Raw genomic sequence first — 21,427 nt, forward strand, 5'->3', positions numbered from 1 at the left:
CGCGGCGTCGCCGAATGCTCGTCGGCGGTCGCGTCTCGAGCGTCGAGCCGTCCGGCTCGCCGGTCCGCGGCAGTCACCGCGCTGGGCGGCTCAGTTCGGCGCGGCGATCTTGATGATGGTGGATTTGCCGTCGACGGTGGCCACGGTGACGAACTGACGATAGGTGCGGTTGGCGGAGTCGGGCCGCAACTCGGTGATCACCACGTCGTAGCGCCCGTCGAGCATGGGGGTGATCATGACGCAGTGCTGGGTTCCCGCTGGTACCGAGGCGATGCCCGCGTCGATCACGCCCACCGGTGGTACCGCGGCGTCGGGCACCGTCAGCGATCGCGCGACCGCGCCCGAGCGAGCCACATAGTAGGCATGCTGGAAGGCCAGGATCACCTCCGCGCCGGAGGCCGTCGAGCCGGTTCCGTTGCCGCGTACCAGCTGTTCGCCGCGCGTCGGCTCGCAGCCGGGGCCGCCGCCCAGCACCGGGTCGGCCACGGTGGCCGATTGCCGTGGCGCGGAGGCCGCGCCCGTGTAGACCAGGACCAGCGCGGCGGCAGCGAGCGAGGCGGCCAGCCCGACACCTCCGACCAGCCAAGCGCGTCGTCGGCCGCGACGAGCGCGGCGGCGAGCGCGCGGCGCCCCGCGCCGGTGGGACGGCGGCTCGTGGGCGGAGAGCATCCCTGGCCACGTGGGCACACGTTCGGCCCGGACCTGGCCCGGGCGGGCGCGTCGGCCGCCGGGCCCGGATGTGTTCGACGACATGATCTCGCCGCACCCCCTTTTACCGGTGCCTACTCGGCCACCGTGGGTTCCCTCTCAATGCCGTTGCGCAATAACAACATTGCATATTTCCCTGGATTTTGTCGGTCAAATGCTCAACAGACAAGACCGAACCACGCCCAGCTGCCCCGGAGCACAGAAACACCGGTTTATCAGGACCGAACGGTCGGTGCGCTCGCAGTCACGCCCGCCCGTGCCGGCCGAGCCCGCGATATGCCCCGGCTAACCCCAAGTCAACGGGTCCAGATGCAAGAAGAAACGCTGACGCTCGGCGTCCAGATCAATGCCGTAGCGGTCGGCGAAGGCCCGGTCGGCGTGTTCGGCGCGCCGCTCGTCCTGCCATGACTCCCGCGAATTGGCCAGCAGGAGAGCGATATCGGCGTACGGGTCGGCGACACCGAGGCGGCCGAGGTCGATGAAACCCGCGACCGTGTACGTGTCCGGGTCGAGGACGATGTTGGGCAGGCACAGATCGCCGTGACACACCACGGCTTCGACGGACTCCTGGATCATCCTCGGCGCCAACTCGGTGGCCAGCCTGGTGAGCAGGACGGTGGGCGGGGTGTCCTGCTGCTCCTCGGGGAGGAATTCGGGATGGACCGCACCCCGGGCCACCACATCCTGGGCGATCGCGAACATCCGCGCCAAGCCTCGGTCGAACGGGCACTCTCCGGTGGGCACATCGTGCAGGCGTCGCACCGCGTCCGCGATGGACTCCCATGCGCGCGTGAGAGCGTCGGGGCCGACAGCGTCCGCGGCCACGCCGGGGATGGCGCTGGTGACCAGGCAGGCGCCGCCGTCGCCGGTCCGCCAGTCCAGCACCTGGGGACCGGGGATACCGTAGCCGCCGAGCCAGGCGATTTTGTCCCGCTCCAACTCCAGCGCCGTGACCCCACCGGGATCGACGCACTTGGCATAACGGGCGCCGTCGGCGGACCGGAACACCACGGCGTCGGACTCCCCGCCGACGACCGGCTCCCATCGGCGGTCGGGCGGCAAGGCGGCGCGGAAGCGGACGAGCGACTCGGACACGCCATCGACGGTAGCAACGCGGCTCGGGAGTGACCCACCTCGCAGACCTCTGGCAACCGAGATGTATAGTTGCCAAAAGCAACTAGTTGTCGTTGCCAAACAAATCTGCCGGTGGGGAACGTCGAGGTGATTGCCATGTCCGCAACCGCTCGCGAGCGCCCGGTCACAGCGGCCGAACTCGCGGCCGCCGACGAACTCGGTCAGCGGCTGGTCCGGTTCATGCGCGCTCTCAACCGGGCGAAGTGGCAGCCTGCCCGGCCCGGGCCGGACGGGCTGGAGCGACTCGCCTACTCCGTGCTGTTCTGCCTGGTGCACGAAGGACCACAGCGCGCGGGCAGACTCGCCGAGCTGCTGCACGCCGAGGCTTCGACCATCAGCAGACAGAGCAGATCGCTCGTGGCGCACGGCTTGGTGGAGCGTCGGGCCGACCCGGTCGACGGCCGTGCGTGCGTGCTGGCGGCCACCGAAGAGGGCGTTCGCGTCTTCGAGGAGAACCGGGCGCTGCGCAACCGGTGGCTGGCGGGCATCCTGGCCGACTGGCCCGCACCGGACCGCGATACCTTGACCGCTCTGCTCGACCGGCTCACCGCAGGAATAGAGACCACTCCCCGACACCCAGCCGATCCGAAATAGGGCCCATCCATGACGAATTCCACCACCCGGGCTCCGCGGAACCCGGACGCAGGCGCGGACACGTCACTGTCCCACCGGCAGATCCTGACCATCCTGTCCGGGTTGCTGCTCGGCATGTTCCTGGCCGCCCTCGACCAGAACATCGTCAGCGTCGCGATCGTCAGGATCGCCAACAGCCTGCACGGTTTCGACGAACAGGCCTGGGCGACCACCGCTTACCTGATCACCGCGACGATCACCACGCCGCTCTACGGCAAACTGGCCGATATCTATGGCCGTAAGCCCTTCTATCTCACCGCCATCGGCCTGTTCGTCATCGGGTCGGTGGCGTGCACTTTCGCCACGTCGATGTACCAGCTCGCCGCGTTCCGCGCGTTCCAGGGCCTGGGCGCGGGCGGATTGATGTCGCTGGCGTTCACCATCATCGGCGATATCGTCCCCGTGCGGGAACGCGTGCGCTACCAGGGCTATTTCATGATGGTCTTCGGTACCGCGACGGTGCTCGGCCCGGTGCTGGGCGGCTTCTTCTCCGACTACGAACAGCTCGGCGGCATCGAAGGCTGGCGGTGGGTGTTCCTGGTGAACGTTCCGGTCGGCCTGCTCGCCCTGCTGGTGGTGGCCAAAGTGCTCAACGTGCCGCACCAGCGCCAGAATCACCGGATCGACTGGTTCGGCGCGCTGACCTTGGCGATCGGCGTCGTGCCGCTGCTGATCGTCGCCGAACAGGGGCGTCACTGGGGATGGTCCGCGCAGCGGTCGCTGCTGTGCTACGGCATCGGGGCGGCCGGCCTGCTGCTGTTCGTCCTGGTCGAGTTCCTGATGAAGGATTCGGCGCTGATCCCGTTGCGCTTGTTCAGGAATTCGACCTTCAGCGTCACCATCGTGGGCGGGTTCATCGTCGGCGTCGCGATGTTCGGCGCGATCACCATGGTCCCGCAGTATTTCCAGGTAGTGCGCGGCTACTCGCCGACCAAAGCCGGTCTGCTGATGCTTCCCCTGGTACTCGGCATCACGATCGGCTCACAGCTGGCCGGACGGATCACCAAGGTGACCGGTCGCTACAAGATCCTGCCGGTGGCGGGCACGTTCATCGTCGCGGTCGGCGCGCTGCTGTACGCGCAGGTGCACTACGACAGCCCGCTGTGGCAACCCTTGGCCTACGGCGGCGTGGTCGGTTTCGGGCTCGGCTGTTGCATGCAGACGCTGATCATCGCCGCGCAGAACGCCGGACCCCGTTCGGACATGGGCGTGTCCACCGCGTCGGCCACGTTCTTCCGGCAAATGGGCGGCACGCTCGGCGTCGCGGTGTTCCTGACGATCCTGTTCAACCTGCTGCCGCACCGGATCATCGACGCGTTCGGCGGCGAGCTACCGCCCGGCTTCGGCGCCGACCAGCTCAGCGCCATGCAGGCCAACACCAGCGGCATCGCGGCGCTGCCCGAGCAGTTGAAGGCGCCCATCCTCACCGGCTTCACCGACTCCATGCACGGCGTGTTCTACGCGGCGGCCGGAGTCGCGCTGCTCGCTTGCTTCGTGCTGCTGTTCATGAAAGAGATTCCGCTGCGCGACGATCCCGTGCCCGTCGCGCAGGCACCGATCGAGGAGACGGAAGCCGCCGGATCGCACTGGGACGCGGATGAAGTCTGGGAAGGCGCCGCGCGGGCGCTGTCGGAACCGGAGCCGGTACTCGCCGCGGCGGCGAGCGGTTACGCCTCGGGCGATCCCGCGGGTAACGGCGCGCACCGGCGCGAGCCACGCGCGAACTTCGACGGCGCGGAGTACGAAGGCCGCTCACTCGGCGGCTACGTCCATCGCGAAGACGGCCGCGCGGTACCCGCTGCCGCGCTCACCCTGATCGACCACCACGGACGGCAAGCCGCCCGGACGAGCGGCGGCGCGGACGGCGGCTACCTCCTCGGGGCGCCGGACGCGGGCAATTACGTGCTGATCGTGTCGGCCGCCGGGCACCAGCCCGCGGCGGTCAATGTCGTCGTGGGCGAGCGGCCGCAGCAGGTCGACATCACGCTGCTCGGCTCCGGCGAGGTGTCCGGCGTGGTCCGGTCGGGCACCCTCGGCGAACCGCTGCCGGGCGCGACCATCACACTGACCGACCTGGACGGTGAGGTCGTCAGATCCGCGAGCGCGGCGGCCGACGGCGCCTATGTGTGCCACGGCGTGGTACCCGGCACCTACACCCTGGTCGCGGTCGCCGAGCACATGCGGCCCAGCGCGACCGCGCTCACCGTGCCGGACAGCGGGCTGCTGCACCACGACATCGAGCTCGCGCCGATGGCGGTGCTGGCCGGATCGGCGTGGTCGGATGACGGGCGGGCGGTCTCGGACGTGCAGATCAGCGTGTTCGACGCGGCGGGCGTGCCCACCGCGACGGCCCGCACCGACGAGCACGGGCGTTATGTCGTCACGGATCTCGCCGAAGGCGACTACACGGTCGTTGCGCGCGGCTACCCCCCGGTGACCAGCCGGATCACGGTGAGCGGCGGCGAAGTCGCTCATGACGTGCGGCTCGGCTACGACCTCGAGGACGAGGAAACCGGAAAGACGCCGCCCATCCACTGAGCCGCTGGAAGGACGCCGGGCGCGGGCGGATCGATCACCGCTCCCGGCGTGCTCCTGCGCCGGTGGTCTCTCGATCCGACGGCATCCGGACGCGGCCGCCGCCCTCGCACGAGGATGTCCGATCAGCAGCGGCTCACTCCCGCGCCCCACGCCGCTTGTGATCGCCGAACGGTTCGTCGCGTTCCCGGACGGCCGCGCGGAAGCCCGCGGTGACGGCCCGCTCCTGGAAGGCGTAGCCCTCCCTGGTGTGCCGGGAGATGCCGTCGAAGACGGTGCTGATCATGCCGGAGTTCGCCACTCCCTGGGCGTACAGCGCCGAGTTCAGCGCCAGTTTGGCCATCATCAGCTGGTTGATCGGCATGCGCGCGATGCGCGCGACGAATTCCTCGGTGCGCGCGTCGAGTTCGTCGGCGGGCCAGGATTCGATCGCCAGGCCCCATTCGACCGCCTGTTTTCCGGTGAGACAGTCCCCGGTGAACAGCAGGCGCTTGGCGCGCTGGTCACCGAGGCGATGCGCCCACATTCCCGCCGCGGGAACGCCCCAGACCCGGGTGGGCGGATAGCCGATCTTGGCGTCGTCGGCGCAGATGATCTGGTCGGCGAACAGGGCGATGTCACTGCCGCCCGCCACCGCGAAGCCGTGCAGCTTGGCCACGGTCGGTTTGTTCGCCTGCATCAGGCTGGCGAAACCGCGATTGAACCGGCTCATCATCGCGTAGTCGATCATCGGATCCCAGGTCCGCGCCGGGTCGTGGTTGCGGCCCTGGACCACCGGGTCGACGACCGTCCCCGCCGCGTCGCCGGGACCGCCCGCCACCGCGAAACTCTGCTCGGCGAACAGGCTCAGGTCGTATCCCCCGCAGAATCCCTTGCCGCGCCCGGACAACAGGATCACGTGCACCCGCGGGTCCAGATCGGCGCGTTCGACCGCGTGCGCCAGGTCCTGCGGGGTGTCGGGGGTGATGGCGTTGCCCTTGTCCGGGCGGTTGAAGGTGATGCGCGCGATACGGCCGTCTCGCTCGTAGGTGAGTGTCCGGTACTCGCGCGCGGCGTCCGGCTCCGGGCGGCCCGTCCACGGCGAATCCGGCGTCTCCGTCCAATCGTGATACCACGCGCCCGCACCGTCATCGGCCTGGATGTCACTGTCGGTCATCGCTGTTCCCTTCGACGTCGTCCGGCACCTGTCTTCGCAGTCTGGTGCACCGACCATTTGACAGTCAACATTGACTGTGAAAATGTCGCCGTGGACGGAGGGAGACGGTGATGGCCGGAGTGCGCGAGGAGCAGAAGCGGGCGACCCGGGTTCGCATCCTCGAGGCCGCCGCCGACCTGCTGGCCGAGCAGGGATACCGGGCACTGTCCACCCTGTCCGTGCAGCGCGCGGCCGGTGTCAGCCGCGGAGCGCTGCTGCATCACTTCCCGACCATCGGCGCGTTGATCGCCGAACTGGTCGGCCATCTGGTCGCGCGAAACGAGGCGGCCGTTCGCGAAGTCGCGACCGGACTCGGCGCCGGGGCCGATCCCACCGTGCGCGCCTTGACCGCCCTGTACGAGTCGATGGCCCGGCCGGCGGCACAAGCCGAATTCGAACTGTGGGCGGCCGCGCGGACCGATCCCGCGCTTGCCGAGGCGTTGCGCGCGGCCGAACGAAAAGCCGGGCGCGACTTGCACCGCGTAGTGGACACCCTGTTCGATCCGGACATTGTCGCCCATCCGCGCTATCCGGCCGTTCGCGATCTCACCATCGCGATACTGCGCGGCACCGCGATGTCCCGCCCACTGCGCACCACCGAGCGCGCCGCCACGGCAACCATCGATCAATGGGCGCAGGCCATGAACGTCTTGCTCACACAAGGCTGATAGCAATCATCAAGCGCCGCCGTGACTCAATCCGCTGTGATGCGCGTCACTCATCCACTCGATTGTGCTGTCTCCCACACTCTCGCTATCCTGGCTGCACTTTGAGACCAGCGAGTCTCAATGCAGCCTTCGACGGGGCCGGGTTCGACCACCGCACGGCTCCGGCGGAGGCCGATTCCTGCCGGGGAGCGCCTGCGGCGCGTGGACTACCAGGAGCAAACGCCATGCGATCGAAGTGGATCTCGGCGGCCATCGGTATCACGGCGATGGCGCTGTCGTGTGTGGGACCGGGCAGCGGACCCGCCCTCGCCACACCGGACTGTCCGAGCATGTACGTCGTGGCGATCCCGGGAACATGGGAGACCACGGACCATCCGGACAACGAGCGACCCGGGCCCGGGATGCTGGCCGGAGTCACCAATGGCCTGCCGCCCTCGGTGCGCGTGGACTACGTCAGCTACGCCGCGACCGCGTTCCCCTGGGAGAGCGACGTCTATGGCGCTTCCAAGCGCGAAGCCGTGGACAATGCCCGCGGCTTGATCGCGGCGATGGCCAGGGAATGCGGTGCGACCAAGATCGCGCTGCTCGGCTACAGCCAGGGTGCGGACGCCGCGGGCGATCTCGCCGCCGAGATCGGCACCGGCATCGGCGTGGTGCCACCGCATCGGATTGTCGCGGTCGGACTCCTGTCCGACCCACGCCGCTCCCCCACTGATGCGCTGGTCGGCCCGCCGGTGGGCGGCGCGGGAGCGGGCGGCCCGCGCATCGGCGGATTCGGTTTCCTCACCCCGCAAACCCGCACCATCTGCGCGATCGGCGACCTTTACTGCTCCACGGCCTCCGACGATTTCGTGACCCGCTTCGCGGGCTTCCTGGCCCAGACCTCCTATCCCGACCCGGCCTATCTCTGGCGCTACCAGCTCGAAATGGGCGCCATCGTCGGCGATCTGATGTCCAACGGCGGACTCCCGGTGCTGCAGAGCCAGCTGTCGGAGTCGGCCAACCAGGAACGCGCGCGGCTGCTGGACGAGTTCTACCGCTCCGAGGCGCACACCGCCTACGGCAGCTACCCCGTCGGCGGCGGAGCTACCGCCCTGTCGTGGATGCACGACTGGCTGGCCTCGCTGGCCTGAGTCAGCGGGCGAGCCGGCGCGCGACCTCCCCACCCCGTCCGCGACGGCGCCCTGTGGAGGGGCCGCGGAGGTGCTGGCCGCTCAGCGACTCGGCCGTGCTGCTGGACTGCGGGCGCACAGCGCCGGCGGCCCGCTCGCCCCTCCACGCGCCGATCCGTTCGCGCCGTGCTCGTCGCACGCGGCGCGGGAGAGGCGCGTCGCGCATCGTCATCGGCGGGGCCGAGGCCGCCACATCGAGCGGGTGGTACTGGCGCGCGGGTTGCGCTGACACGTCGAGGGCCGTGTCCTGGTGCACGGCTGCCGGGTACTGGTCCGACATGGCGCGCCGACCCATTCAGCTCGGCTGAGCGCTTCGGGCCGCGTCATCGGATGCGCAGGGCCGTCAGCCGCCAGCCGGCAGAGCGGGTCCGGACGATGCGCGCCGCCAAGGCGAAACGACGACTGCCGCGGCCGTACGCGGCGAAGACCTCGGCGGTCCGCGCATTCATGAGGACCACGCTCACCCGGATCGGCACCGCCGCACCGAGAGCGCTGCCCGGCACGAGACCGGCGCCGATCAACGTGCGCACCGCGGCGACGACCGTGGCGTCGGCGACCACGGCGAGTTGTGGCACCGGTCGCCTGCGGTCGAGCACCTCGAGGACGATTCGTACCGCCGACTCGGCGAACCGGCATGCCTGCGCCCGTGTCTCATTCTCGATAGACGTCGCGGACGCATGCCCGCGACGCACCGCTCCGCGTACACCCGCTCTCGCCCGCCCGGAGCCCGCGCGCGGTCGCGGCCGGCACGGTAGCGCCCGAGCGACCGCCGGATCGCGCGGCGCGCTCCGCGCCTCGGCGCCGCGACAACTGTCCAACGGCGGCTCCGGATTAGGAGCAGGCGCCAACCAATCGCGATAATCAGTCATACGAATCCCTTCAGCCTCCGGTGGGTCCAAACCCGTGGCGACCGATTCTGCGGACACGGCACCGAAAATCGCGCGTAGTCGGCTACCCGAATCCAGCCGGGCTCGCCACCACCGGGGTACGGGAGCCCCGAGCAGCGACCACACCACCACACCGGGAATACCCGCAAACCCCCTACGGTTGCATTGGTTGCCATATCCACCAAAATGAGTCAGACTGGGAACGAAGGAGGCGTCGTGCAGTTCGGAATCTTCACGGTCGGTGATGTGACGACCGACCCGACGACCGGCCGGACGCCGAGTGAGCACGAGCGCATCACGGCCATGGTGACGATCGCGCGCAAGGCCGAAGAGGTCGGGCTGGACGTGTTCGCCACCGGCGAGCACCACAACCGGCCGTTCGTGCCGTCGTCGCCGACGACGATGCTCGGCTACATCGCGGCGCGCACCGAGCGGCTCCAACTCTCCACCGCGACGACGCTGATCACGACGAACGATCCGGTGAAGATCGCCGAGGACTTCGCCATGCTCCAGCACCTGTCCGAGGGACGGGTGGACCTGATGCTCGGCCGTGGCAACACCGGACCGGTCTACCCTTGGTTCGGCAAGGACATCCGCGACGGCATCGCGCTGGCGATCGAGAACTACCACCTGTTGCACCGGCTCTGGCGCGAGGACGTGGTCGACTGGGAGGGCAAGTTCCGCACGCCGTTGCAGTCGTTCACCTCGACGCCGCGCCCGCTGGACGACGTAGCGCCGTTCGTGTGGCACGGCTCGATCCGCAGCCCGGAGATCGCCGAGCAGGCGGCCTACTACGGCGACGGATTCTTCGCCAACAACATCTTCTGGCCGAAAGAACACTTCCAGCGGCTGATCGCGCTGTATCGGCAGCGCTACGAGCACTACGGTCACGGGTCGGCCGACCAGGCGATCGTCGGGCTCGGCGGACAGGTGTTCATGCGCAAGAACTCACAGGACGCGGTACGCGAGTTCCGTCCCTACTTCGACAACGCGCCGGTGTACGGGCACGGCCCCTCGCTGGAGGAGTTCACCGAGCAGACACCGCTCACCGTCGGCAGCCCACAGGAGGTCATCGACAAGACGCTCACCTTCCGGGAGTCTTTCGGCGACTACCAGCGCCAACTGTTCCTGATGGACCACGCGGGGCTGCCGCTGAAGACCGTGCTGGAACAACTGGACCTACTCGGCGGAGAGGTGGTCCCGGTGCTGCGCAAGGAATTCGCGGCGCTGCGCCCGGCGCATGTTCCGGACGCGCCGACGCACGCGAGCCTGGTCGCCGCCCGCGACGCCGCCCTGGAGGCGACCCGATGACCCGCATCGCGATCGTTTCCGCGGGCCTGTCCCAGCCCTCGTCGACCCGGCTGCTCGCCGATCGGCTCGCCGCCGCCACCGGCGAGGCACTGACCGCGTCCGGTGCGGATGTGACATTCGACGTCGTCGAAGTACGTGAGCACGCCCGCGATCTGGCCGACAACCTGCTCACCGGATTCGCCCCCAGTACTCTGCGCGCGACGATCGACAGCGTGTCCAGCGCCGACGGGTTGATCGCCGTCACGCCGATCTTCAACGCCTCCTACAGCGGCCTGTTCAAGACGTTCTTCGACGTACTGGAACCGGACGCGCTGGCAGGGATGCCGGTGCTGCTCGGCGCGACCGGCGGCTCGGCACGCCACTCGCTGGCGTTGGAGCACGCACTGCGTCCGATGTTCAGCTATCTGCACGCGGTGGTCGCGCCCACCTCCGTGTACGCGGCGTCCGAGGACTGGGCGTCCGCGGCGGCGGGCGGATTGCGTAGCAGAATCGACCGCGCCGCCGGGGAGTTCGCCGCCATGCTGACCACCACCCCACGAGCGCGCGCCGCCGATCCGTACGACGAGCCGGTACCGTTCGCGCAAATGCTCGGCACCCACTGAGCTTTTCGCGATCACCCGGCGCCATCCCTACCCAACTAGTTCAAAAATCAACCATTTGAGGAGAACGCCATGTCGACCACGACCACGAACACCCTGACCGCGGGCACCTGGGTCATCGACCCCGCCCACTCCACCCTCGGCTTCTCGGTACGCCACCTGATGGTGAGCAAGGTGCGCGGCCGGTTCACCGACTTCTCCGGCCGGTTGGTCATCGCCGAGGACGGCAGCGCCTCGGCCGAGGCCGAGATCCGGGTCGACTCGGTCACCACCGACAACGAACAGCGTGACGCCCACCTGCGCACCGCGGACTTCTTCCAGGCCGAGCAGTTCCCGGTGGCCACGTTCAAGTCCACCGGATTCCGGGTCAAGGGCGAGGACTTCGTGGTGGACGGCGAATTCACCATCCGCGGCGTCACCAAGCCGGTGTCGCTGGACGTGGAATTCCTCGGTGTGAACCCCGGCATGGGCCAAGGGCCGGTCGCGGGCTTCGAAGCCAAGACCGTGATCAATCGCCGCGACTTCGGCATCACCATCGACATGCCGCTGCCCGACGGCGGCGCCGTGATCGGCGACAAGATCACGCTCACCCTCGAGGTCGAGGTCGGTCTGCGGTCCTGAGTTCTCGACGGTCCCGCAGGAGTTCGGTGCTCCTGCGGGACCGTTTTTTTCCTCAGAATAGGGTCATCGGTTCGGCCGGAGCGGGGTCGGGCAGCGGGTCGATCTCGGGCAGCCGGGCGCGGACTTCGTCGTGGAAGCGACGGGCCAGCTCGAGCGAACCGGCATTGTCCGGCGTGTGCACGAACACCGTGGGCGACCGGCCTTCGCGCAACCATTCGGCGACCATGCCGACCCACGGGCGCCAACCCTCGACGGTCCGCTCGACGTCGTCGCGGCCGTGGTAGCGCACGATCGGGTATTCGGTCAGTGCGCGCATCCGGCGCTGCACCCGCGGCTTCTTCGACGCCGCTTCCTGTTCGGCCGCGCTGGTGGGCGGACCGTCGAAGAGCACGGTGGTGTCGAACGGAACCCATTCGGCGCCGACCCGGGACAACACGTGTTCGAGCCGGTGTACCGCCTGCTCGTCGGCGAAGAACGCGGGATGCCGGACCTCTACGGCGAGCCGGTAGGCGCGCGGCGCCTGACGCAGGAATCCGGCAAGCGCACCGAGATCCGTCGGGCCGAACGAGCCGGGCAGCTGCACCCACAGCGCGTGGATGCGCTCCCCGAGCGGCTCCATCGCGGCGAGGAAAGACCTCAGCTCCTCCTCGACGCCGGACAGCCTGCGTTCATGGGTGATCGGCTTGGGCAGCTTCAGTACGAAGCGGAACGACGGATCGCATTGAGCCGCCCAGGATTCCACCGTTCGCCGCGACGGCGTCGCGTAGAAGGTCGTATTGCCCTCGACGGCGTTGCACCAGGTGGCGTACCAGCGCAGTCGCTCACCCGGCGGAAGGTGCCGTTCCTGCCAAGCCGCGTGCGTCCACATCGCACATCCCACGTTCAGCCGCATGTTCTCGACGCTAACCCACCCTCCCGACACCGGAGCCGGTCGCTCACTCCGGCGGCACCCGGCCCTGCTCCGGGCTCACCGCCGCGCACGCTTCCGCGGCCGAACCCAGCCGAAGGTCAGCTCGACGGCGCGCTTCCAGTTCTCGTACTCGTCCTGGCGCAACTGCGCGTCCATTCGCGGAACCCATTGGGCGGCCAGTCGCCAATTGTTGCGCAGCCCTTCCAGATCCGGCCAGTAGCCGACGGCCAGGCCCGCGGCGTACGCGGCGCCGAGCGACACGGTTTCGGCGACGAACGGACGCAGCACCGGAACGTCCAGGACATCGGCCACGATCTGCATGAGCAGGTTGTTCGAGGTCATGCCGCCGTCCACGCGCAGGGTCGCGGCCTGGAGGCCGGAGTCGGCGTTCATCGCCTCCACCACGTCACGGGTCTGCCAGGCGGTTGCCTCCAGCACGGCTCGGGCGATGTGCCCCTTGGTGACATAGGAGGTCAGTCCGGCGATCAGGCCGCGGGCGTCGCCGCGCCAATGCGGCGCGTACAGGCCGGAGAACGCGGGCACGACGTAGCAGCCGCCGTTGTCTTCGACTGTGCGCGCGAGGGTTTCGATTTCCGGCGCGCTGGTGACCAGCCCGATGTTGTCGCGCACCCATTGCACGAGCGAACCGGTGACCGCGATCGGCCCCTCCAGCGCGTAGACCGGCTCCGGTCCGATCTGGTAGCCGATCGTGGTGAGCAGGCCGTGCTCGGACCGCACCAGCTCGCTTCCGGTGTTCATCATCAAGAACCCGCCGGTGCCGTAGGTGCACTTGGTTTCGCCGCGCGCGAAGCAGGTTTGGCCGAACAACGCGGCATGCTGGTCACCCAGGGCGGCGGCGATCGGGATGCCGGGGACCACCCGGCGGGTCATGCCGTAGGACGCGGTCGAAGGCTGGATGCGCGGCAACATCCGAGCGGGAATACCGAAGAAATTCAGCAGTTCGTCGTCCCACGTCAGGGTGCTGAGGTTCATCAGAAGGGTGCGGCTGGCATTGGTGACGTCGGTGAGGTGCAGGCCACCGTCGGGACCTCCGGTGAGGTTCCAGATCAGCCAGGTCTCCATGGTGCCGAACAGCACCTCGCCCCGCTCGGCGCGCTCGCGCAGACCGGGTACAGAATCCAGCATCCAGCGCAGCCGCGGCGCCGCGAAGTAGCCGGCCAGCGGCAGACCGCAGCGCTCGCGGATCCGGTCGGCGCCCGGCTCGCGCTCCAGTTCCCGGACCAGTTCGTCGGTCCGCACGTCCTGCCATACGATGGCGCGCCCGATCGGCGTGCCGGTGCGGCGATCCCACACCACGGTGGTCTCGCGCTGGTTCGCGATGCCGAGCGCGGCGATCCGGTCGGCGGCGACGCCGGAATCCCGCAACGCCTGCGGCACGATCCGCTCGACGTTGCGCCAGATCTCCAGCGCGTCCTGCTCGGCCCACCCCGGCCGCGGGTGATGCTGCCGGTGCGGCCGCTGGGCCACGCCGACCAGCCGGGCGCGCTGATCGAACAGGATGCACCGGGTCGAGGTGGTGCCCTGATCGATCGCCAGCACGTAACGCTGCTTCACGCTCGCCCGCTCCTCGTCGAAATCCGCCGGTCGCCGGCCGGACCGATCTCAGTGGCCCGCACCGAGATCCCGCGATACCGCGCGAGCGGCGTCGAGCACCTGACCGACCAGTGCGGGCCGGTGCCGCAATTGGGCGTCACAGAGCCGGTCCACCGCACCGGTGATGCCGATGGCGCCGACCACCAGGCCACCGGGCGCCCGGATCGGCGCCGCGATACCCGCCTCGCCCGTCCGGAATTCCCCGGTATCGCCCGCCCATCCGGCCTGCCGCACACCGGCGAGCGCCCTGGTGAGCGCGACACGGTCGATGAGAGTGCGGTGTGTGAGCGGGGCCAGTTCGCCGCGGCGGACCGCCGCGGCCAAGTCGATGTCGTAGGCGAGCAGGACTTTGCCCAGCGCGGTGGCGTGCGGCGGCAGGAGCTCGCCGAGTTCGAGCGCCTGTTCGGTGTTGTCCGGCCGGAATACGTGATGGACCACGACCACAGCGCCGTCCATCGGCGCGCCGATCCGCACCGACTCGCCCGTGCGAGCCGCCAGCGCGTCGGCCCAGTTGATCGCGCGGGAGCGCAATTCGTTCGCGTCGAGGTAGCTGGTGCCCAGATGCAGTAGCGCCGCTCCGAGCTGATACTTGCCGGTCGCCGGGTCCTGCTCGACGAAGCCGACACCCTGGAGCGTCCGCAGGATGCCGTGCGCGGTCGGTTTCGGCAGCTCGAGCGCACCCGCGATGTCGGCGACGCCGAGACGGCCGGAACCTCGGGCCAGCAGCCGTAGGACGGCCGCCGCCCGCTCGATCGATTGGATCGCACCCGGCATGTCGGGAAACCTATCCTCCAGGTGGCGATTCGACAATGTCGAACGGTTGGTAATACCTGGGCAACATCAGTGAAACCAGGTGTGAGCTGCGCCATACATCCTCCTGACCGGTCGGACGGTAGCGGCCCCGCCTTACGGCAACCAGTCGAGGCGTTCGACATTGTCGAACGGCGGCAGTATCCGGGCCCGGCATTCCGCCGTAATTTCCAGTGACACGCACGGTCGCGTCCGCGGCCAGCGGGGTGAACGGAGGCTCAACGATGAACTTCGGCTCGATCTTTCTCAGCGAAGCGCTCGGCACAGGAGTGCTGGTGCTGCTCGGGGTCGGCGTGGTCGCGAACGTATTGCTGACCAAGTCCAAAGGACTGGACGGCGGCTGGCTGCTGATCAACGTGGGATGGGGGTTCGCCGTCCTGGCCGGCGTCTACGTCGCCTACAAGACCGGCGGCCACCTCAATCCCGCGGTCACCATCGGCATCCTGTTCAGCGGCGCGGAGGAGTTCGCCCCCGGCATCGCGATCTCCGGCTCCGCGACGCTCGCCTATCTGAGCGGCCAATTCTCCGGCGCGTTCGTCGGCGCGACGATCGCCTACGTCGCCTACAAACGCCACTTCGACGCGGAGACCGACGCGGAGAAGAAGCTCGCCGTTTTCGCCACCGGTCCCGCGATCCGCGCCCTACGCTGGAATTTCGCCACCGAAGTGATCGGCACGTTCACGCTCGTCCTGGTCATCCTGACTTTCGGCCACACGCCGAGCGGGCTCGGCCCGGCCGCCGCGGCACTGTTGGTCGTCGGCATCGGCGCTTCGCTGGGCGGCCCGACCGGGTACGCCGTCAACCCCGCGCGCGACCTGGGTCCGCGCTTGGCACACGCGCTGCTGCCGGTGCGCAAGCCCGCCCCCGCGGATGCGGTCCTGGTGCCGGTGGGCGCGGGCGACTCCGGACCGGTCGCATCTCCCGAGGCCGACGCGACGACACACGGCAAGGACTCCGACTGGGGATACGCCTGGGTGCCGGTGCTCGGGCCGCTGGTGGGCGGTGCGCTCGCCGGTCTGGCCGCCCAATTCCTGTTCTGAATCCTCCTCCGCGACAGCACGTTCCGAAAGGACCTCGATGAGCAAGTTCGTCGGCGCAATCGACCAGGGCACCACGAGCACCCGTTTCATGGTGTTCGACCACAGTGGCAACGAGATCGCCCGCCATCAGCTCGAACACGAGCAGATTCTGCCGCGCCCCGGCTGGGTCGAGCACAATCCGACCGAGATCTGGGAGCGCACCCGTGCTGTCATCCAGAGCACGCTGACCAAAGCCGATCTCGACGCGAGCGATCTGGCCGCAGTCGGCGTCACCAATCAGCGCGAGACCACGGTTGTGTGGAACCGCAGGACCGGGCGGCCGTACTGCAACGCGATCGTCTGGCAGGACACCCGCACCGATCGCATCGCCGCCGAGCTGGAGCGGGCCGGGCACGGTGACACCATCCGGCGCAAGGCGGGCCTGCCGCCGGCCACCTATTTCTCCGGCGGCAAGCTGCGCTGGATTCTGGACAACGTCCCCGGGGTGGCCGCGGACGCCGAACGCGGTGACGCGCTCTTCGGCACCACCGACACCTGGCTGCTGTGGCAGTTGACCGGCGGAGTCGACGGCGGCGTGCACGTCACCGATCCGACCAACGCCAGCCGCACCATGCTGATGAACCTGGAGACGCTGGACTGGGACGAGGAGCTGCTGTCGCTGTTCGGGGTGCCGCGCGCGATGCTACCGCGGATCGCGCCGTCGGCGAACTCGGATCTGTTCGGCACCACGCGCCCCGACGGCCCGTTCGGCGGCGCGGTCCCGCTGTCCGGCGTGCTCGGCGACCAGCAGGCCGCCACCGTGGGGCAGGTCTGCTTCCGGCCCGGCGAGGCGAAGAACACCTACGGCACCGGAAACTTCCTGCTGCTCAACACCGGAACCGAGATCGTTCGGTCGCAGCACGGGCTGCTGACCACGGTCGCCTACCAGTTCGGTGCGGAGAAGCCGGTGTACGCGCTGGAAGGTTCGATCGCGGTGACCGGCTCGGCGGTGCAGTGGCTGCGTGACCAGCTGGGCATCATCTCCGGCGCGGCACAGAGTGAATCGCTGGCCCGGCAGGCCGAGGACAACGGCGGGGTGTACTTCGTCCCGGCGTTCTCCGGGTTGTTCGCGCCGTACTGGCGTTCGGACGCGCGCGGCGCGATCGTCGGCCTGTCCCGCTACAGCACCAACGCCCATCTGGCGCGGGCGACGCTGGAATCGATCTGCTATCAGACCCGCGACGTGGTCGAGGCGATGCAGGCCGACTCCGGCGTGCGACTGGATGTGCTGCGGGTGGACGGCGGCGTCACCGCCAACGAGCTGTGCATGCAGTTGCAGGCCGACTTCCTCGGCGTGCCGGTGTCGCGTCCGGTGGTCGCGGAGACCACCGCGCTCGGCGCGGCCTACGCGGCGGGCCTGGCGGTCGGCTTCTGGAACGACACCGACGAACTGGAACAGAACTGGAACGAAGCCAAACGCTGGAGCCCGACCTGGTCGGAGCAGCAGCGCGAGCGCGGCTACGCGCGCTGGAAGAAGGCCGTCGCCCGCACCCTCGATTGGATCGACGTCGACGAATGAGGGGCGACGCCGACCTACCCGTAACACCGAAACAAGGAGAGATACCGCTGTGTCCGCACGATTGGACTCCCGTTACCGCGCCCGCGCGGTGAACTCCCTCGGCGACGCCGAGATCGACGTGCTCGTCATCGGTGGCGGGGTGGTCGGAGCGGGCGCGGCCCTCGACGCCGCCTCCCGCGGCCTGACCGTGACCCTGGTGGAGGCCAGGGACTTCGCCGCGGGCACCTCGAGCCGCTCCAGCAAGCTCATCCACGGCGGGCTGCGCTACCTGGAGCAGCTCGATTTCTGGCTGGTGCGAGAAGCGCTGAAAGAACGCGGCCTGCTGCTGCATCGGCTCGCACCGCACCTGGTGCGCCCGGTGTCGTTCCTGCTGCCGCTGCGGCACCGGGTGTGGGAACGCGCCTACATCGGCGCGGGCGTCGCCCTGTACGACACCATCGGCGGCGCACGCGCGCTGCCGATGCACCGGCACCTGTCGCGCACACGCGCGCTGGAGCTGGCGCCCGCGCTGCGCGAGGACGCGCTGACCGGGGCCATCCGGTACTACGACGCGCAGGTCGACGACGCCAGGCACACGATGATGATCGCCCGCACCGCGGCCCAGCACGGCGCCACCGTGCTCACCCGCACCAGAGTGACGGGGCTGCTGCGCGACGGCGAGCGCGTCGTCGGCGCGGAGGTCACCGACCTGGAGACCGGCCGGGTGCACACCGTCCGCGCGCGCCGGGTGATCAGCGCCACGGGGGTGTGGACCGACGAGATGAACCGGATGACCGGCGTCGAGTTCCCGTTCCACGTCCGGATGTCCAAGGGCGTGCACATCCTGGTGCCGCGCCACCGCCTGAATCTGGACACCGGCCTGATCATGCGCACCGAGAAGAGCGTGCTGTTCGTCATCCCGTGGGGCGGGCACTGGATCATCGGCACCACCGATACGGATTGGTCGCTGGACAAGGACCACCCCGCCGCCAGCAACGCCGACGTGCGGTACCTGCTCGACCACGTCAACCGAGTGCTGCGCGAACCGCTCACCCGCGACGACATCGTCGGGACCTACGCGGGGCTGCGGCCGCTGCTGTCCGGCGCGTCGGCCGACACCGCCACGCTCTCCCGCGAGCACGCGGTCGCCGAACCGGCGCCCGGTCTGTTCGTGGTAGCGGGCGGTAAGTACACCACCTATCGGGTGATGGCCGCCGACGTCGTGGACGCTGCGGTGGCCGGGCTCGGCCGTGCGGTCGCCCCTTCGGTGACCGAGCACCTGCCGATCCTCGGCGCGGTGGGCTACCACGAACTCGCCGCCGACCTGGACAGCTTGGCGCAGCGCGCGGGCCTGCCCCGGGCGACGGTCGAGCGTCTGCTCGGCCGTTACGGCTCGGCGATCACCGACCTGTTCGACCTGATCGCCCGCGAAACGGAACTGGGCAAGCCGCTCACCGGCGCTCCGGAGTACCTGGGCGCGGAGGCGGTGTACGCGGTGACGCACGAGGGAGCTCTGCATCTGGACGATGTGCTCACCCGCCGCACCCGCATCTCCATCGAAGCGGCCGACCGCGGCTTGGCCGCCGCCGCCGAGGTGGCCTGGCTGATCGGCGCCCACCTCGGCTGGGACGGCGCGGCGACCGAACGCGAGATCACCCGGTACGGCCACCGGGTGCACGCCGAACTGGCCGCCAACCAGGCCGCCGACGACGTGTCCGCCAACGCCGCACGGCTGGTCGCCGTCGTCTGAGCCCGCCGACGTGGCACGGTTCCCGCGCGCAACCGTGCCACGCCGGGCTACTCGTCCGATCCGCTGTGCCCGCGCGGGGTCGATTCGTCGGTCTCGAGCTCTTCTCCGGTGGGGTGCTCGTCGGCATGCGTCAGCTTGGTGTGCTCGTCGGCGAAATCCGCGTCCTGCTGCATCGACTCCGCCGTCGTCGGATCGAGATTCGGTGTGCTCATACCGCGCGCGTACCCACCCACGCCGCCGCGACGCAGACCTGATCCACACGCACGTCCGGTCGCGCACCTCACGCGAAAAGCGCACTTCGAGGGCGTGGCGGTTGACCTCGAGTGGGGTTGAGGATGGACAGTGGTTCCATGACTCGTCCAGCGGATTTCTGGAATACCGTCTACGACAACGACACCGCACCTTGGGTGATCGGTGAACCGCAACCCGCCATCGTGGCCTTGGAGCGCGAAGGGGGTATCAGCGGCCGCGTCCTCGATCCCGGCTGCGGCGCCGGTGAGCACACCATTTTGCTGACCAGGCTCGGTTACGACGTGCGTGGGATCGATATGTCGCCGAGCGCGGTGGCCTACGCGCGCGCCAATGCGGCCGCGCAGGGTGTGCCCGCCGCCGCGTTCGAGGTGGCCGACGCGCTCGCGCTCGGTGACCGGCCGGATTTCGCCGGTGACCCGCCGGGCTCCGCGCCCGCGTTCGACACCGTCGTCGACAGCGCGCTGTTCCATGTCTTCGGGACCGAGGACGAGGCGCGCGCCGCGTACGTCCGCAGTCTGCACGCGGTCTGCAAGCCGGGCGGCACGGTGTATGTCCTCGCCCTCTCCGATGCCGAGCCGGGATTCGGCCCGCGAATCAGCGACACGCTGATCCTGGAGTCCTTCCGCGAGGGCTGGACAGTAGCGGACCTGCGACTGGCACGGTACCGCGGCCGGGTCACCGACCTGGTGGCCCAGGACGCGGCGGCCCTGGAGGTTTCCGAGACGGGCCGGGTCGACGCCGCCGCGTGGCTGGCCCGCATCCGCCGCCTCTGAGCCGCGCCGCTCACACCCCTTTGGGAGCTTTGCCGCCCATGAAACCGAACAGATAGCCCGCGACGCGACGCATCTGGATCTCCTCGGCGCCCTCGGTGATCCGGTAGCGCCGGTGGTGGCGGTAGATGTGCTCGAACGGCTTGTGCCGGGAATAGCCGAGGCCGCCGTGCACCTGCATGGCGCGGTCGGCGGCCTCGCAGCACAACCGGTTGGCCCAGTAGTTGCACATCGAGACCTGCTCGGAGGCGGCGAACGTGCCGTAGGTGTCCATCGACCAAGCGGTCTTGTGGATGAGCGTGCGCAACATCGCGCACTGCGTGTGCAGTTCCACAAGAGGGAACTGGATCGCCTGGTTGGCGGCCAGCGGCTTGCCGAAGGGCTTGCGCTGCTTGGCGTAGGCCACCGACTCGTCGATGCAGTATTGCGCCGCACCCAGGCTGGACGCGGCTTGGCGGATCCGGTTCTCGTTGAAGAAGTGCTGGACCACCGCCAAGCCGCGTCCTTCACCGCCGAAGACGGCGGTGTCGGGGACGCGAACGCCGTTGAGCGCGACGCGGGCGTGATCGGTGGGCATGTTGAAGGTCCAGAGGTATTCCTCGACGACGAACCCCGGAGCGTCGGTGGGCACCAGGAACGCGGTGATGCCCGTCGCGTCGCCGGGGCCGCCGGAGGTGCGCGCGAAGATCAGGTCGGCGTCGGCGATGTGCACGCCGGTGTTCCAGGTCTTCTGTCCGGTAATCACCCAGCCGTCGCCGTCGCGGACCGCTGAGGTCTCCATGTAGGTCGCGTCGGAGCCGTGCTCGGGCTCGGTGATGCCGAAGGCGAAGAACTTCGTCCCCGAAGCCAGCCCGTCCACCCACTCCGCTCGCTGCGCGGGTGTGCCGTATTCGAGCATGAGCAGCAAACCGACATTGTTGGCGACGATGGCATGCTCGTTCTGCAGATCACAGTGCAGCCCCAGGCCGCGCCGGGCCAGGTGCTCGCGGATCACGGCCATGCCCAGGTTGGTGCCGTCCCGGCCGCCGTACTGCGCCGGGAAGGCGTACCGCAGGTGACCCGCGGCGTCGGCGCGCCTGCGGACCTCGGCCAGCAGCGCTTCCCATCGCGCGTTCGGCAGGCCGCCGCGCTCCCAGTCGGTGCGGGCGTCCTCACGACGGTGGTCGAAGAAGCGGATGTTGTCATCGATCTGCTCGAGCGGCGCGATCTCCCGGTCGATGAACCGGTCCAGTTCGGCGAGGTAATCGACCAGTTCGGCAGGTAGCTCGAAATCCATCGAAG

General features: G+C 69.2%; 20 protein-coding genes. 11 read left to right on the plus strand and 9 right to left on the minus strand.

What is annotated here, in order from left to right:
* Positions 1–90 precede the first annotated feature (90 nt).
* Positions 91–753 (minus strand): hypothetical protein, encoded by a 663-nt coding sequence (locus K8O92_01940; protein ID UAK32807.1) that lies wholly within the window; start codon positions 751–753, stop codon positions 91–93.
* A 240-nt stretch (positions 754–993) separates the two neighbouring features.
* Positions 994–1,770, minus strand: coding sequence for an APH(3'') family aminoglycoside O-phosphotransferase (locus K8O92_01945; protein ID UAK35381.1), 777 nt, complete (start codon positions 1,768–1,770; stop codon positions 994–996).
* Positions 1,771–1,938: 168 nt separating this feature from the next.
* Here K8O92_01945 and K8O92_01950 point away from each other — a divergent pair, with 168 nt between their 5' ends.
* Complete coding sequence (locus tag K8O92_01950) at positions 1,939–2,436, plus strand: MarR family winged helix-turn-helix transcriptional regulator (protein ID UAK32808.1); 498 nt, start codon at positions 1,939–1,941, stop codon at positions 2,434–2,436.
* Positions 2,437–2,445: 9 nt separating this feature from the next.
* Positions 2,446–5,013, plus strand: a complete 2,568-nt coding sequence (locus K8O92_01955) for an MFS transporter (protein UAK32809.1) — start codon at positions 2,446–2,448, stop codon at positions 5,011–5,013.
* Between the two features lie 133 nt (positions 5,014–5,146).
* On the opposite strand, the gene K8O92_01960 is transcribed toward K8O92_01955, so the two are convergent.
* Entirely contained in the window at positions 5,147–6,166 is a 1,020-nt protein-coding gene (locus tag K8O92_01960) for a crotonase/enoyl-CoA hydratase family protein (protein UAK32810.1), read from the minus strand.
* A 110-nt stretch (positions 6,167–6,276) separates the two neighbouring features.
* Between K8O92_01960 and K8O92_01965 the strand changes: the two genes are divergently transcribed.
* Both K8O92_01965 and K8O92_01970 read left to right on the plus strand, forming a co-directional pair.
* Complete coding sequence (locus tag K8O92_01965) at positions 6,277–6,873, plus strand: TetR/AcrR family transcriptional regulator (GenBank protein ID UAK32811.1); 597 nt, start codon at positions 6,277–6,279, stop codon at positions 6,871–6,873.
* A 224-nt stretch (positions 6,874–7,097) separates the two neighbouring features.
* Positions 7,098–8,006, plus strand: coding sequence for a cutinase family protein (locus tag K8O92_01970; GenBank protein UAK32812.1), 909 nt, complete (start codon positions 7,098–7,100; stop codon positions 8,004–8,006).
* Positions 8,007–8,368: 362 nt separating this feature from the next.
* Here the strand turns inward: K8O92_01970 and K8O92_01975 are convergent, their stop codons facing one another.
* Positions 8,369–8,737: a hypothetical protein gene (locus tag K8O92_01975; GenBank protein UAK32813.1), complete on the minus strand. Its 369-nt coding sequence runs from the start codon at positions 8,735–8,737 to the stop codon at positions 8,369–8,371.
* 411 nt (positions 8,738–9,148) lie between these two features.
* Between K8O92_01975 and K8O92_01980 the strand changes: the two genes are divergently transcribed.
* From K8O92_01980 to K8O92_01990, 3 genes are all read left to right on the plus strand, one after another.
* Positions 9,149–10,243: an LLM class flavin-dependent oxidoreductase gene (locus tag K8O92_01980; protein ID UAK32814.1), complete on the plus strand. Its 1,095-nt coding sequence runs from the start codon at positions 9,149–9,151 to the stop codon at positions 10,241–10,243.
* Positions 10,240–10,845, plus strand: coding sequence for an FMN reductase (locus tag K8O92_01985; GenBank protein UAK32815.1), 606 nt, complete (start codon positions 10,240–10,242; stop codon positions 10,843–10,845). The genes K8O92_01980 and K8O92_01985 overlap by 4 nt, the downstream gene beginning before the upstream one ends.
* A 69-nt stretch (positions 10,846–10,914) precedes the next feature.
* Entirely contained in the window at positions 10,915–11,463 is a 549-nt protein-coding gene (locus K8O92_01990; GenBank protein ID UAK32816.1) for a YceI family protein, read from the plus strand.
* Between the two features lie 52 nt (positions 11,464–11,515).
* Here the strand turns inward: K8O92_01990 and K8O92_01995 are convergent, their stop codons facing one another.
* The 3 genes from K8O92_01995 to K8O92_02005 all read right to left on the minus strand — a co-directional run bounded on the left by K8O92_01995 (position 11,516) and on the right by K8O92_02005 (position 14,761).
* Positions 11,516–12,331: a DUF72 domain-containing protein gene (locus tag K8O92_01995; GenBank protein ID UAK35382.1), complete on the minus strand. Its 816-nt coding sequence runs from the start codon at positions 12,329–12,331 to the stop codon at positions 11,516–11,518.
* Between the two features lie 99 nt (positions 12,332–12,430).
* Positions 12,431–13,948, minus strand: a complete 1,518-nt coding sequence (glpK, locus tag K8O92_02000; protein ID UAK32817.1) for a glycerol kinase GlpK — start codon at positions 13,946–13,948, stop codon at positions 12,431–12,433.
* Positions 13,949–13,996: 48 nt separating this feature from the next.
* Positions 13,997–14,761 carry an IclR family transcriptional regulator gene (locus K8O92_02005; GenBank protein UAK32818.1) on the minus strand — a complete coding sequence of 255 codons (765 nt, stop codon included), beginning with the start codon at positions 14,759–14,761 and terminating at the stop codon, positions 13,997–13,999.
* A gap of 260 nt (positions 14,762–15,021) precedes the next feature.
* Between K8O92_02005 and K8O92_02010 the strand changes: the two genes are divergently transcribed.
* The 3 genes from K8O92_02010 to glpD are packed head-to-tail and all read left to right on the plus strand — an operon-like array spanning position 15,022 to position 19,124.
* A complete protein-coding gene (locus K8O92_02010; protein UAK32819.1) occupies positions 15,022–15,837 on the plus strand; it encodes an aquaporin family protein in 816 nt (271 codons plus the stop codon).
* A 37-nt stretch (positions 15,838–15,874) separates the two neighbouring features.
* Positions 15,875–17,395 carry a glycerol kinase GlpK gene (gene glpK / locus K8O92_02015; GenBank protein UAK32820.1) on the plus strand — a complete coding sequence of 507 codons (1,521 nt, stop codon included), beginning with the start codon at positions 15,875–15,877 and terminating at the stop codon, positions 17,393–17,395.
* A 49-nt stretch (positions 17,396–17,444) separates the two neighbouring features.
* Positions 17,445–19,124: a glycerol-3-phosphate dehydrogenase gene (gene glpD, locus K8O92_02020; GenBank protein UAK32821.1), complete on the plus strand. Its 1,680-nt coding sequence runs from the start codon at positions 17,445–17,447 to the stop codon at positions 19,122–19,124.
* Positions 19,125–19,171: 47 nt separating this feature from the next.
* Here the strand turns inward: glpD and K8O92_02025 are convergent, their stop codons facing one another.
* A complete protein-coding gene (locus K8O92_02025) occupies positions 19,172–19,336 on the minus strand; it encodes a hypothetical protein (protein ID UAK32822.1) in 165 nt (54 codons plus the stop codon).
* A 138-nt stretch (positions 19,337–19,474) separates the two neighbouring features.
* Here K8O92_02025 and K8O92_02030 point away from each other — a divergent pair, with 138 nt between their 5' ends.
* Positions 19,475–20,149, plus strand: a complete 675-nt coding sequence (locus tag K8O92_02030) for a class I SAM-dependent methyltransferase (GenBank protein ID UAK32823.1) — start codon at positions 19,475–19,477, stop codon at positions 20,147–20,149.
* Between the two features lie 10 nt (positions 20,150–20,159).
* On the opposite strand, the gene K8O92_02035 is transcribed toward K8O92_02030, so the two are convergent.
* Complete coding sequence (locus K8O92_02035) at positions 20,160–21,422, minus strand: acyl-CoA dehydrogenase family protein (GenBank protein ID UAK32824.1); 1,263 nt, start codon at positions 21,420–21,422, stop codon at positions 20,160–20,162.
* Positions 21,423–21,427 lie beyond the last annotated feature (5 nt).

The organism is Nocardia asteroides, assembly GCA_019930625.1.
Classification (GTDB): Bacteria; Actinomycetota; Actinomycetes; order Mycobacteriales; family Mycobacteriaceae; genus Nocardia; species Nocardia sputi.